The organism is Sulfurovum sp. AR (assembly GCF_000296775.1).
Taxonomy (GTDB): Bacteria; Campylobacterota; Campylobacteria; order Campylobacterales; family Sulfurovaceae; genus Sulfurovum; species Sulfurovum xiamenensis.
In genome coordinates this window covers 38,577-52,259 of the sequence record NZ_AJLE01000002.1, presented here as the reverse complement: position 1 = coordinate 52,259, position 13,683 = coordinate 38,577, and the positions used below count along the sequence as shown (strand labels likewise).

Sequence of the window (13,683 nt, the reverse complement as noted above, 5' to 3'; positions counted from 1 at the left end):
TCATAACTTCTTTAAAAAAGATATTTTAACTTGATGATACCACCCAAAGAGGGTTCGATACTATAACTGTCTACTTCATCAGCATTATGGTTGTAGATGGTAAAATCACGTTTAAATGCATAGAGAAGATCTGTACTTAATTCAAAGTGTTGATTGATCTCGTACCGAAATCCTAGGTTTGCCTGAAAATCTTTTGCTTCGCTATAGCCCCCTGGCTCAATACCGCTGTCATCTGCAAGACGTATCACTGCCTGAGAGTAGACCATACCCGCATTAATTAAAACTTCTGGAGTGATCTGATAGCCTACATAGGCTCTTGGAAATCCAATGACCATTTTTAAACCATCTGTTGCTCTCGCTCGATAAGAATACCCAAGCACTGGTAACACAAGTGTTTTCACAGAGTGATAATTTGCAAAAGCACCAAGCTGGATCGTATGTTTATCATCCACTTTATAGGAAAAAAAACTTGTAATACCTGCACCCAAAGAATGACTCATCTCTTTTTCATAGGTTGAATTGACATTGACTGAATTAAGCATGAACCATTTATCATTGATATGTAAAGGGAAATTTGTATAAAGCTTGAAACGATTCATAGCATCTATAGGTGTTTTACCTTTGTAAAAAGGGAGATCATTCTCGTTGCTCCAGTCAAAATCCCAACGGCTATAACTAAAGCCCACAATCTCATTATTGATCTGGATCATTTGTTTATATGTCTTCACACTGCCCTCATACCCTTCAAATTTGGCATCCGAAAGAAAATCACTTTGAAAAGTTATTTTTGGTTGTGCAATTTTTTCAAGCAGTGACAGTTTTTGCTCTTCAGCGATCAATAATGAACTACAAACTAGTGCGAGAAAGGTAAGACCTTTCATTTTCCACTCCTTATATCTGAACGTAGTGCCAACTCTTTAGGATAGGGATGAAGAAATTTTTGATCCAAAAGATACTCTACATTATAGGCTTTTGCAAACATATGAAGTCTGCTTAGTGGTGCGATCAGAGGTACTATTTTGTTTGCATAATCATGTATTTGTTCATGAAGCATCTCTTTTTCTACTTGATTTACTTTGTCCTTCACGAAGCCGGCCATATGCTCCAGGACATTTCTGTTCTTACCTATAGAACTTTTTTGCGCGATAGCTGTTTTAAATAGGATCTCATACTGTCTAAATATTTCATCAAATGGTAACCCCTCATGATTACCTACAATTTGTCCCAGTTCACGATACATCATTTCATTTTTTGCTTGTAGCATGAATTTATAGCTCTGATGAAAAGATACCAATGTTTTCATAGTGGGGTTTGAAGCCTTAAAATTTTCGAAATCATCGTAAGCAAAAAGTTGCATGATGAAATTCTCGCGTAACCATGGGTCATTCAGTCTTCCTTCCTCTTCCATGGGCAGTAAAGGGAAATGCTCTTTACACATCTTTACAAAAAGACCGTCATCTTTCTCTTTGGAGTAGCCGTTCGACCTGTAAACCATGGCACTTCCGAGCCCGCAAGAAGGAGATTTGGACTTGAATATGATACCCCGTATTGGTTCATTCTGAATTTTTTGAAGTTCCAAGTTATTGGTATCTAAAAGCTTCTCAGTAACATCGACCTCTTCATCACTGCTTTGCACATAATAGCCTTCATTCTCATCTTCTACCAGTCTTATCGTTGATCTAGGCGTACCGAATGCTAAATGTTCGGGACAAAATGAAACGAACTGGGCATACTTTCCTAAACTTTGGGTCACAAAACGATCAAGACTGTGTCCGCCGCTATAACGTATTTCTTCCCCTAGTAAACATCCTGATACGGCTATTTTCATAAGTCACCCTTTAGTGTAAAAAAGCTGTTTTGAATCGCTCATCATCTAATGCTGTGATGCCTATCTCTCTAAAAAATTCCAAAATAGGTAAAGACTGTGCATAATTTGAACTATAATTTTCATCAAAACATTCTAATGTTGCTCTTAGTATATCATCCATAAGTGCTGATTTAGCTTCTTTGGTATGATCATAGTAGATATCCATTGCCTCTTTTGGGTTTGCGTTCATAAACCTGATGGATTCTTTGACTGCTGCATCAAAATCTTTACATACTTTTTCGTTGGCATGGTAAAAGTCTTTATTGACAAACAAATCCAGTGCACTGAAATTTGCAAAACCTGAAGTTTGAGCGTCGAGATAGAGCAGATCCATTCCTTCATGCTGTGCCTCTATCCCTTCAAAATTATAGAAGTAGAGCCATCCACCATCTGCACCTTCTTTCATATACTTGATATGTTCAAATCCATTAGGTTCAAAGTGTACCTGTCCTCTAGATACATCAATACCTTCTTTCTCAAAGTAGCGACGGATGATCTCATATCCTATAGTATTGGTCACATCGTTTGATACAGGCGTGGTTATGGTGATCATTTCACCATTCTTCACTTTTTCATACGTCTCTTTTTTAAGTAAAACACCACCTTTGGTTTCAAAATAGGTACCTAATGAAAGGAATTTCTCATCAAACTGTTCTATAAGATGCAGTGGTTCGTTGGTTGCGAACTGGATATTCCCTTCAATGAGTTCATCCAGTCCATCATAATGCTCATCTGGTACAATGAGTTCAAGGTCTAGACCATAATTTTCAAAATAACCTTTGTGTAACCCTACCAAAAAGGGTAAGTGATCTGGGTTTAAAAACCATTCAAAAGCGAGTTTCAGTTTCATATTTTCATTCCTTTTATTAAATTCGATACGTTTTCTTTTGTATTACCTTTAAATGCTGCACTTACAACAGAGATCATGTCTGTCTGTGTGGCTGCAATTTGTCCTATATTTGTTTGGGAAATCCCACCAATGGCACAGATAGGTATATCAATTGCTTCTTTTGCTTTGTGCAATACATTTAGGGAAATAATACCTGAGTGAGGTTTTGTGGGCGATGCAAAAAATGATCCAAATGCTACATAGTCCGCACCCTCCTGCTGAGCCTCTCTGGCTTTACGAATACTTCCGTAACATGATACCCCTATGATACCTTTGGGGAAAATTTTCCTCGCCTCTTCAATAGGCATATCATCTTTACCGATATGCAGACCATCAGCATTTATCTTCGCTGCTAAATGTGGACGATCATCTATAATGAAAGACACGTTATGACTGCTGCAAAGTGATTGAAGTATTCGACATACTTCTTCTACCTCTTCATCTGATTTTGTTTTGTTTCTATATTGTACGATAGAAGCTCCTGCGATAAGGGCATCTTCAACATAACTATGTACAGTTTCATCTGGTGTAAGGTACTCATCTGTGATCACATAGAGACCATTAAGCGATCGCTGCATATTCTCCTCCTTTTTTATGATGTATAGGGCCCGGTCCATTTCCAATGCCAGGAGCCTCTCTTAGACCATGTGCAATAAAACTTTTTGCAATGGAGATCGATTTCTCAAGAGAATGCCCTAATGCAAGATTTGCTGTGATCGCACTTGAAAAAGAGCATCCTGTACCGTGTAAATTTGAGGTTTCTATGAGCGGTGACTGAAACAGACGTTTTTGACGCTGAAAATAGAGTTGGTCCACACTGAAGCTTCCTTCAGTAGATTCAACCACATGATGTTTGATCAGTACCGGTGTATTAAGACTCTGGATCATTTCAAGGGATTTTGTATCTCCATCTATATATCCAAAGAATTCATAGGCCTCATGATGATTGGGTGTGATCAGTGTCACATGATCAAAAAGAGATCTCATAGCACTTAAAGCATCATCTTCAATCAATGGGGAACCTGCTTTAGAGATAGAGACAGGATCAAGCACGATGGGGATACTAAGGTCCTGTATCATCTCACACACAGCATCTATGATCTTTTTATTGAAAAGCATACCGATCTTGATCGCAGCTACATCAAAATCGTTCAATACCATTTCAATCTGTTTCTTGACAAATGCTGCATCCATACCCACGATCTGTTCAACACCTGTGGTATTTTGTGCTGTCAGAGCTGTGATCGCTGTGGTACCGAACACATTAAAAGCTTCAAATGTCTTTAAGTCCGCTTGAATACCTGCACCGCCACTACTGTCAGAACCGGCAATACTCAATACTACTTTCATATTCACTCCTTGATTTATATTTAGGAGTATATAAAACGTAGGATACTTTTAGTAGTGTAAAAATGTCAGTTCAATGAAATAAATGAAAAAATTAGGGGAGTTTGGAGATCAAAGTATGTCTCGAAGTACCATCGCATAGTGCAGAACAATAAGGTTCAAAAGAAAAATTCCCATCGATGAACCTTTTGAGAAAAGACGCTGTAAAGGTGTTTTTTCTCTGTGCAGGGTCTTCAAAGAAATAGCCATATGTATCACGGTAAGTAATACAATGACGGCTACTATATAGAGCTTCATACGCAATGCATCGATCACTTCATTGGAGAGGTTTGAAAAAAGTATATCTAACAAACCATTGCTGGAGATCATCAGATACCCTGTAGTAAGCAGAATGATCAGTGCTGCAGTCTCAAAATACCCATAGATAGGACCTATACGCGGATATACAGCATCCTGGTCCTCTTTTTTTCTTAGACTCACACCCAGCATGAACATGAAAAATGCACCACCTATCCATGCAATAGCTGCCACAAGGTGTAGGTGTAATGCCCAGCCCACTACTTTCTAGCCTCTTTGTTATGATGGCCTAACGAACAATATTCTTTTGCATTATCCATAGTTAATAAAAGCAAACTGTCAGGCTTGATACGGTTCCATCTGTCTGCCTCTTGTACCAGATAAACTTCTACACCCAGTTCTAGAAGTTTCAGGAACGTTTTGTACCCCAACTCTTTGATATAGATCCTATCTATGTTCAATGTGTTAAAATATTCAAAAAATTCTGGTGATTTTGACGTTTTATGGGGGTTTTCCTGTACAAAGATCTGTCCCTCATCAAGAAAAGCAAAGGAGTTTGCTTTTCTGAAACGTCCGGAGATGGTCTTTTGATCTTCTTCTACAGGGATAAGTGTCATTAGCTGTCTAACTTCAATACAGCCATAAATGCCTCTTGCGGTACTTCCACAGAACCGATGGATTTCATACGTTTTTTTCCTGCTTTCTGTTTCTCTAAAAGCTTTCTTTTACGTGTGATATCTCCACCATAACATTTTGCCGTCACGTTTTTACCCATAGATTTGACATTGGAGCGGGCAATTATATTGTTTCCGATACTCGCCTGGATAGCGACTTCAAAAAGCTGTCTTGGAATAAGCTCTTTGAGCTGTGCAACAAAGGCAAGTCCTCTTGTTCGAGCTTTCTCTTCAGGAACGATGATAGAGAGTGAATCCACTATATCTCCCGCAACACGTATATCAAGCTTTACAAGATTACCTGGTCTAAATCCGATAGGTTCATAGTCAAAACTTGCATACCCTTTGGTAATAGACTTCAGTTTGTCATAAAAGTCCATCACGATCTCATTCATAGGGATATCATACTCCATAAGCACACGTGTTTCATTCAGGTAATCCATCTTTACCTGAAGACCACGACGGTCATTCAGTAGTTTGATAAGATTACCTACGTACTCTTGAGGTGTAAGTATCGTCGCTTTTACATATGGCTCATAGATCGTATCTATCTTCTGCGGTTCAGGAAGCTCGCTTGGATTTTGTATCTCAATTTCAGTACCGTTGGTTTGTTTGACCTTATAGACAACCGTAGGTGCAGTCGCGATAAGTTCAAGGTTAAATTCGCGTTCCAAACGCTCTTTCACCACTTCCATGTGCAACATTCCAAGGAAACCTGTTCTAAACCCGGAGCCCAGTGCCATAGAACTCTCCGGTTCAAAGCTCAATGAGGAGTCGTTGAGTTTGAGTTTGTTCAGTGCATCACGCAGGTCTTCAAACTTATCGGTCTCTATAGGATAGATACCTGCGAAAACAAACGGTTTAGCGGGTTCAAAACCTCCAATTGCTTTAGCAGTAGGATTTTTGGCATCAGTAATAGTATCACCAACCTGTAGGCCTTCAACGGTTTTAAGTCCGGTGACAACAATACCCACTTCACCCGTACGGATCTCATCTGTTTTTATCGGTGCGATAGGGTTAGGATACATCAGATCAAGTACCTGATGTTCCTCTTTTGTTCCCATGATCTTAATATTTTGTCTCTTTTTGATACTTCCTTCAAAGACACGTACCAATGCCAAGGCTCCTAGATAATTGTCAAACCAGCTATCGTAAATAAGTGCTTTAGCTGGTGCATTCTCATCACCTTGTGGTGCAGGGACACGATCTACGATAGCATCTATAAGGTCTTTGACTCCAACACCCGTCTTGGCTGACACAAGATTATGCTCAGTCGCATCGATACCTATCGCCTCTTCCAGTTCATTCAATACCCTGTCCGGATCGGCTGCAGGAAGGTCGATCTTGTTGACGACCGGTAAAAGTTCAAGATCATTCTCTATAGCGATATAGACATTGGCGATCGTCTGTGCTTCAACCCCCTGTGCAGCATCCACTATCAACAGTGCACCTTCACATGATGCCAGAGATCGGCTCACTTCATAAGAGAAATCCACATGGCCCGGAGTGTCAATAAGGTTGAGGATGTAATGTTCACCATCTTTTACATAGTCAAGACGTACAGATTGCGCTTTAATGGTAATACCACGTTCTTTTTCTATGTCCATCGTATCCATCACTTGTGCAGACATCTTTCTGTCTGAAACCGCCCCACACTCTTGTATGATCCTGTCTGCAAGTGTCGACTTTCCATGGTCAATATGTGCGATAATAGAAAAATTACGGATATTCTTCTGTGGTACTGGTTTGGCCATTACATTCCTTGTATTTTTACTTACTAGTTCGTTTCGAACAGAGAGTTTACACTCTCGTTATTATGTACTCTACGGATCACTTCACCCAGCATAGAGGCTGTTGAAAGCATTTTGATCTTCTTGGACGGTTTTGCCATAGGGATCGTATTGGCAACCACAAGTTCATCAAGCTCTCCCTCTTCGATACGCTCATAGGCAGGTCCTGAAAGTACAGGGTGTGTACAACATGCCATGACCGAAGTCGCACCGAGTTTTTTAAGTGCAGATGCGGCTTTCACCATTGTTCCGGCAGTATCGACCATATCATCAATGAGGATCACATCTTTACCTTCAACATTACCGATGATATTCATCACTTCACTCTCATTGGCTTTTTCACGTCTCTTATCAACGATCACCATATCCAGACCTAGTTTATTGGCAAAGTATCTTGCTCTTGCCACACCACCTATATCAGGAGAAGCGATGACAGGGTTTTCAAAATTCTTCGCTCTAATGTAATCCATAAATAAAATAGCACCGTACAAATTGTCTACAGGGATATCAAAAAATCCTTGTATCTGAGAAGCATGAAGGTCCACAGTAACCATACGAGTGATACCCGAAGTCTCCATAAGGTTTGCTACAAGCTTTGCAGAGATAGGTACTCTTGGTGCAGCTTTTCTGTCTTGTCTTGCATAACCGTAATAAGGTACAACAGCCGTAATAGACTTTGCAGAAGAACGCTTCAGTGCATCTGTCATGATAAGAAGTTCCATCAAATTACTGTTCGCAGGAGCAGAGGTAGGCTGGATGATAAATACATCTTTACCACGGACACTTTCTGCGATCTGTACAGATATCTCACCATCAGAAAAACGGTTAATATTTGCCTTGGAAAGAGGCATTTCCAGGTAAGCTGCTATCTCTTCAGCGAGTTCAGGGTTTGATGTTCCGGAAAAAATCATATATCCACTCATAATTGTACCTTTGTGACTATTTTATTACGCGTATTTTACACAAAAGTTGATAAAAAGGTGATTTAAAGCTCCCGGGTATTACACTAAGCCAGATACTAATTGGAACTATAGATATAAATGATACGAAAAGTTTTTAAAAAAAAGCCTTCTGGCAGCAATAAAATAGATGCATTCTTAGAAAAATACAATTTACCCAAAGCTTATTTTGCTGTAAACAGACGGATGGTGACCAGAGGTGTAGCTGTAGGACTTTTTTGGGGCTTTATCCCTATGCCGATGCAAATGCTTGCTGTCATGGCTACCACACCTTTTATCCGATTTAATGTGCCCATAGCGATCTCCATGGTTTGGCTAAGCAATCCTTTTACCATGCCTCCTATGTATTATATGGAGTACCTGACGGGGAACTTTATCCTGGGGCGTGAAGGTCTTGAAGATATAGAATTGACCATGTCATGGTTCAGTGAACATTTTGATGATATACTGGTGCCACTTTATGTGGGGACCGCATTCTACTCCGTCATTGTTACAGGTATTATCTATGTGGTACTTAACAGGCTCTGGGTGAAGTCCGTACATACGGAAAACAAAGAGCGAAAACAAAAAAGACGTAAAAGAAACAGTAAAAAATCTCATCCTCCAGAAGACTAACTTTTGAACACAGATATAAACCAACCATTAACCAAACTATCATATGATTAAACAAAAAAGAAAGAAAAAATGTATCGAAAACTAACCCTCCTCTTCCTTCTTCTTGGTTCTTTTTCGAGCTTACATGCTGAGTATGTACTCAAAGAGAGTAAACGGATAAAAAGCAAAATAGACCGTATGCCTAAAAACAGAGTGGCAGATATGAAGCAGATCCCTCAGGATCCTGCATATTATGCGGATCAGATCAAACCTTTTTCCAAAAGTAAACAAAAAGAGTTCGATGACAAATTTAACGAAAAATACTTCGAACCATGGAGTTTAAGTGCATTGGATATCCCTGAAAAAGACTTTGGCTGGGAGATCAGATTTATCACAAAAAAGCCCATCTATAAAGCCAAAGGGGCCATTATACCGGCTAGAGTGTATAACAAATGGATAGAAAATGCTGATTATGAACATATTAATACTAAAAAATATAAAGCCATTACTATACGTCGCACTAATGTCAAAGCGCTTCCTACAACATCTTCTTTTTTTAGAGACCCTAAAAAAACCGGTGAAGGATTTCCTTTTGACTATAATCAAAATTCTGCACTGCACATTAATGTTCCCCTTTACATCTCCCATTTTTCCAAGGATAAACGTTGGGCTTTTGTAAGGGCATCCTACGCCTTTGGTTGGGTCAAAACATCTGACCTGGCACTGGTAAGTGCTGATTTCATCAAAACGTTTAAAAATGATAGGTATGCCATGGTCATCAAAGACAATCTCCGTCTTTACGACGGGAATAAAGATATCTCTATCGTGAAACTGGGTGCCCTCTTCCCCATCTCAGAAGACCAAACCTATATGGTAGCTTCACGTGATTCTAAAGGCAGAGCTCATATTGAAAAGGTCAACGTAAATAATCCGTCTCTCATCGCAAAGAAGCCGCTGCCTTTTACGGCTAAAAATGTAGGAATGCTGGCCAAAGAGTTTTATGGCGAACCGTATGGGTGGGGTGGAAGTTATGAGTGTCGTGACTGTTCTGCAACAACCAGAGACTTTTTAGGTGCATTTGGTATCTTCTTACGTCGAAACTCCAGTAAACAGGCGGAAGATGGAGAGAGTATCTCCATCAAAGGTCTTGCAAAAATGACAAAAAAGCAGAAGATCATCAAAGATGCTGAGCCTTTTAGATCCCTGCTCTATGTCCCTGGACATGTCGTACTCTATCTGGGTGAATATAAAGGCGAGCCTGTTATTATGCATACCTACTGGGGTATACGTAAGAAGGACTTGACTAAACTCATCACTGCCCGTACTATCATTACCAGTACTGAACCGGGGAAAGAGCGTGCCGATATCAAAGAAGAGAGTAAGTTGATCAATACGCTTCAAACTATAGTCAATTTTTAACGCATATTTGGATACACTCATACCATGAGATCAAAAGAGAAAATCAAAATATTTACCACCACCATCACTGCCGGTACACATAAAGGCAAAAAAATAGAGATACCAGATATCTTTACAACGCGAAGCTCAAAAGGTATCTTAAAAGAATCCCTTTTTAATACCTTACAATTTGATATTATTGACAAGAACTTTGTTGAAGTCTTTGCAGGTTCAGGCTCCATAGGGCTGGAAGCATTAAGCCGTGGTGCAGGACAATGTTATTTTATGGAGTACAACAGAACAGCTTTTCGGTGTCTGGAAGGCAATGTAAAACGTGTCGATCCATCTAAGTGTCATCTTTTCTACGGTGACAGTTTTGAAAAGTTCTCCACTGTCTATGATATCGTCAAACAAAGCAAAGAAAAGACCTATTTTTACTTTGATCCTCCCTTCTCTACCCGTGATGGCATGGATGACATCTATGATAAAACGATTGCACTCATAGAAGGTATTGAACCTGAAGTGGCTGAAATGGTCATTGTAGAGCATATGACAAGCCTGGATATGCCAGAGAAGATAGGTGCATTGGAGTTGATGAAACGTAAAAAGTTTGGCAGAAGCACTATGACCTATTACAAACCAAAGGAGTGACATGGCAAAAAGTAAAACTGAAGACCACATCGCATTGTTTATAGACTGTGATAATATCTCACACCGTTCCATAGAAGGTATTATCAATGAGCTGAGTAAATACGGGGTCGTAAACATTCGTCAAGCCTATGGTAACTGGACAAAAGACAATCTTAAGAACTGGGAAGACAAACTCTTAGAGTTCGCCATTAAACCTATACAACAGTTTGATTACTCTAAAAACAAAAATGCCACAGATATTCTTATGACGATAGATGCCATAGATCTGCTTCACACCAAAGACATTGATGCTTTTGCATTTGCTACGAGTGACTCTGACTTTACACCTGTGGTCATGCGTGTACAAGCTGAAGGTATCAGGGTCTATGGATTTGGGGAGAAGAAAACCCCTAAACCCTTCATGGCAGCATGTTCACAATTTATCTTTACTGAAAAGCTTATGACAAACATAACCCATAGTACCGAGAGTGTTGATACTATACAGGCACCTGTACGTCAATCTGGTAAAGAGATGAGGCAAGATACCTGGCTGGTCAATGTACTAAGAACAGCAGTTGAACAGACCATGGATGAGGATGGATGGGCAAATCTTGCTGATATAGGCCAATATATTAATAATTCTACTTCCTTTTCACCTATCAACTTCGGATACAAAAAACTAAGTAATCTGATAGATGAGATCGACCTGTTTGATATCTATGTCGATGAAGGTACTAAACAAATGAGTATCAGAGATAAAAGGTACCACTAAACCGTAGGTTCTTTCGTCTCTTTCTTCTCTTTTTTATCTTTGGTTTCAGGTTCTACAAATTCCCCTTTAACAAGCCCTGCTTCATGTAAAAACTGTGAAGGTTTGTAGTCTATTTTTTTCACTCTGTCAAATTTTGCCAAAGAGAGATACAGTCTGTCTTTAGCACGTGTTACCGCAACATAAAACAACCGGCGTTCCTCTTCGATACTTGACATCATCTTCCTGTTCGGGAATCTTCCATCTACCAGGTCAATGACATAGACTTCCGGAAACTCCAGTCCTTTACTTGCATGGACGGTCAGTAGATTGATCCCCTCCCCTTCGCTGAGTTCATTTCCACCCAGTACCATGGCATTCACAAAACGTGCCAACTCATTGTATTGTCGTGAAAGGTCCAGCAGAAGATGTGCTTTTCTCTGTATACGTTCTTTCGCCTGTTTCTTTTTTTCTTCATCGACTTCACCAGATTTGAGTCGTCCTCTTTGTGTTGACAGGAGCTCTGTGATCCCTGCATAAAGTTTCGAAGCGACAATGTTCTTTAAAATATCAGAGGGTTTCTCTAGCTGATGTATAGACTTCATCAGCATATAAAAATCTTTGAAAAATGCCATACCGTCATTCGTGAGTTTTGCATGTTTAAGCAACGGATGGTTATAAAGCGCACTATCTAGATCCATATGTTTAAACCTTGCAGCAGATCCTATCTCTTGGTCATCATCGAAAAGTCCCAGCTGAACATTTTTGTTGGGGTTCAGCTTCGGCAGATCATGCACCTTTGGATAGAGTACTCCCTGCATGAAATTTCCCTGCCCAAAATGTAAAAAAGACTGGAAAAACTCTTTGGAGAGTGCCGATCCCACACCTCTTGCATACTCAAACACATGAATAAATGCCATCATATCTTTCGGATTGACCAGCAGTGCCAAAAGGTCCAGTAAAAACTTTATCTCTTTGGTATCAAAAAAACTTGTCCCGCCTTTACGCTTACACGGGATACCATATTCACGCAGACTTGCTTCCACTCCATCGGCTGAAGAGTTGTTCCTGAAAATAACAGCTATCTGGTCATTAGGTACATGGGTACGTTTAATACCCTCTGCTATAGACTGGTACTGTTCAAAAAGATCATTATACATCAAGAGTTTAGGTGGATAACTCTTCACATCACGTCCTACTTCCAGTGTTTTAGGATAGATCCGTTCATTACGTTCTATCACACGATTTGCCAAAGAGAGTATAGGTGCAGTCGAACGATAGTTTGTTTTCAATGTAAAGACCTTGGCATCTTTATAACGTTCTGAATAGGTTGCAATATTCTCAATATTCGCCCCATTGAATGCATAGATACTCTGATCATAATCCCCAACACAAAAAAGAGATTTGGGTTTCAGTACATCGATAAGAGCACTTTGAAGTGTATTGGTATCCTGATACTCATCCACCAGTACCTCTTCAAAAGCTATCGTGTGCTCTTCCAAATGGCTCTTCATACGTAACAGCAGGTCATTAAAAGAAGCAAACCCGTAGTCTATCTTCTCTTTTTCAAACTCCTGAGTGATATCCATATAGATATCCATGACAGCTTCATGTTCAGGGTATTTCTCCAAAAACCATGTATCAAAGCCGTCTAGAGATGCATTTTGATACAAAGAGTACATCTCATAGAGGTAGGTGGCTGAAAATGGCTGCATACTTAGGTTCATGCGCTCAAAATTACGTTTTTCATAGATACTTCTAAAAAGTGTTTTAAGCTCGGAAGGCTGTTTCAGTGCCAAATTCGGATAGATCTCTTTGAGCCAACGGTACGAGACGGCATGGAAAGTTCCGGATTCGATCTTAGAGACTATTTTTTTAGGAAAATAGCGTTCAAGACGTGCGATCATCTCTCCTGCAGCTTTATTGGTAAAGGTTAAAAGCAATATCTTGGAAGGTTCAGTACCCTGATGTAAAATATGTGCGATACGTCCAACGATGGTAGAGGTTTTTCCTGTACCAGCACTGGCAATGATAAGATTGTGTCCTAGAGGTGCCGTAGCAGCACTAAGCTGCTCGTTATTAAGAGAGGATAAAGGCAATTATTTCTGACCGATGATGTAGTACGTATTTTTATTGTCTACCTGTTTGAGTTCCAGTTTGTATTTATCTGCCCAATGTTTTACCAGTTCTGTAAATGCAGAAAGGTTATCTGCACTACTGTCTTCATCACATTTGATCTTTAAATGATCTTCCGAGTTGGACATAGCTATAAAACCTTTTTCAACAGCCAAAGCATCATTAAATGAAGGAATATGCTGTGAAAACTTATCAAAGTTCTTTGTATTACTGATAATATCATTGATCTGTTTGAGTGTTTGTTCCGTTTTTGTATAACCAAGTTGTGCCAATAGTGCTTCAGGTGTAAGATCGAGATGCATAACAATCCTATGTAGTAAAATTATAAGTTGATTGTAGCAAATTTTTGATTAG

Annotated in this window: 15 protein-coding genes; 4 read left to right on the top strand and 11 right to left on the bottom strand. The window is 39.6% G+C overall.

Annotated features, from left to right (window positions below; all coding sequences use genetic code 11):
- Positions 1-11 precede the first annotated feature (11 nt).
- The 9 genes from SULAR_RS01850 to SULAR_RS01810 form a co-directional block, all read right to left on the bottom strand.
- Entirely contained in the window at positions 12-881 is an 870-nt protein-coding gene (locus tag SULAR_RS01850) for a hypothetical protein (RefSeq protein WP_008242403.1), read from the bottom strand.
- Positions 878-1,828: a DUF523 and DUF1722 domain-containing protein gene (locus SULAR_RS01845; protein WP_008242402.1), complete on the bottom strand. Its 951-nt coding sequence runs from the start codon at positions 1,826-1,828 to the stop codon at positions 878-880. Before SULAR_RS01845 ends, SULAR_RS01850 begins: the two co-directional genes overlap by 4 nt.
- Before the next feature lie 10 nt (positions 1,829-1,838).
- Entirely contained in the window at positions 1,839-2,717 is an 879-nt protein-coding gene (locus SULAR_RS01840; RefSeq protein WP_008242400.1) for an ABC transporter substrate-binding protein, read from the bottom strand.
- The gene (thiE, locus tag SULAR_RS01835; protein WP_008242393.1) at positions 2,714-3,334 is read right to left on the bottom strand and encodes a thiamine phosphate synthase; all 621 of its coding nucleotides are present in this window, start codon (positions 3,332-3,334) and stop codon (positions 2,714-2,716) included. The genes SULAR_RS01840 and thiE overlap by 4 nt, the downstream gene beginning before the upstream one ends.
- Complete coding sequence (gene thiD, locus SULAR_RS01830) at positions 3,318-4,106, bottom strand: bifunctional hydroxymethylpyrimidine kinase/phosphomethylpyrimidine kinase (protein WP_008242392.1); 789 nt, start codon at positions 4,104-4,106, stop codon at positions 3,318-3,320. Before thiD ends, thiE begins: the two co-directional genes overlap by 17 nt.
- A 108-nt stretch (positions 4,107-4,214) precedes the next feature.
- Positions 4,215-4,661: a hypothetical protein gene (locus tag SULAR_RS01825; RefSeq protein ID WP_008242387.1), complete on the bottom strand. Its 447-nt coding sequence runs from the start codon at positions 4,659-4,661 to the stop codon at positions 4,215-4,217.
- Entirely contained in the window at positions 4,661-5,017 is a 357-nt protein-coding gene (locus SULAR_RS01820; RefSeq protein ID WP_008242385.1) for a hypothetical protein, read from the bottom strand. The genes SULAR_RS01825 and SULAR_RS01820 overlap by 1 nt, the downstream gene beginning before the upstream one ends.
- The gene (lepA, locus tag SULAR_RS01815; RefSeq protein ID WP_008242384.1) at positions 5,017-6,828 is read right to left on the bottom strand and encodes a translation elongation factor 4; all 1,812 of its coding nucleotides are present in this window, start codon (positions 6,826-6,828) and stop codon (positions 5,017-5,019) included. Before lepA ends, SULAR_RS01820 begins: the two co-directional genes overlap by 1 nt.
- Before the next feature lie 23 nt (positions 6,829-6,851).
- Positions 6,852-7,787, bottom strand: a complete 936-nt coding sequence (locus SULAR_RS01810; RefSeq protein WP_008242383.1) for a ribose-phosphate pyrophosphokinase — start codon at positions 7,785-7,787, stop codon at positions 6,852-6,854.
- A gap of 117 nt (positions 7,788-7,904) precedes the next feature.
- Between SULAR_RS01810 and SULAR_RS01805 the strand changes: the two genes are divergently transcribed.
- The 4 genes from SULAR_RS01805 to SULAR_RS01790 all read left to right on the top strand — a co-directional run bounded on the left by SULAR_RS01805 (position 7,905) and on the right by SULAR_RS01790 (position 11,217).
- Positions 7,905-8,438, top strand: coding sequence for a DUF2062 domain-containing protein (locus tag SULAR_RS01805; protein ID WP_008242379.1), 534 nt, complete (start codon positions 7,905-7,907; stop codon positions 8,436-8,438).
- Between the two features lie 69 nt (positions 8,439-8,507).
- Complete coding sequence (locus SULAR_RS01800) at positions 8,508-9,836, top strand: SH3 domain-containing C40 family peptidase (RefSeq protein ID WP_008242378.1); 1,329 nt, start codon at positions 8,508-8,510, stop codon at positions 9,834-9,836.
- 24 nt (positions 9,837-9,860) lie between these two features.
- On the top strand, positions 9,861-10,466 hold the full coding sequence (rsmD, locus tag SULAR_RS01795) for a 16S rRNA (guanine(966)-N(2))-methyltransferase RsmD (protein ID WP_008242375.1): 606 nt from the start codon (positions 9,861-9,863) through the stop codon (positions 10,464-10,466).
- Between the two features lies 1 nt (position 10,467).
- The gene (locus tag SULAR_RS01790) at positions 10,468-11,217 is read left to right on the top strand and encodes an NYN domain-containing protein (RefSeq protein WP_008242373.1); all 750 of its coding nucleotides are present in this window, start codon (positions 10,468-10,470) and stop codon (positions 11,215-11,217) included.
- On the opposite strand, the gene SULAR_RS01785 is transcribed toward SULAR_RS01790, so the two are convergent.
- Complete coding sequence (locus SULAR_RS01785; protein ID WP_008242369.1) at positions 11,214-13,292, bottom strand: ATP-dependent helicase; 2,079 nt, start codon at positions 13,290-13,292, stop codon at positions 11,214-11,216. The genes SULAR_RS01790 and SULAR_RS01785 overlap by 4 nt on opposite strands.
- Complete coding sequence (locus tag SULAR_RS01780; protein ID WP_008242367.1) at positions 13,293-13,631, bottom strand: hypothetical protein; 339 nt, start codon at positions 13,629-13,631, stop codon at positions 13,293-13,295.
- Between the last annotated feature and the right edge of the window lie 52 nt (positions 13,632-13,683).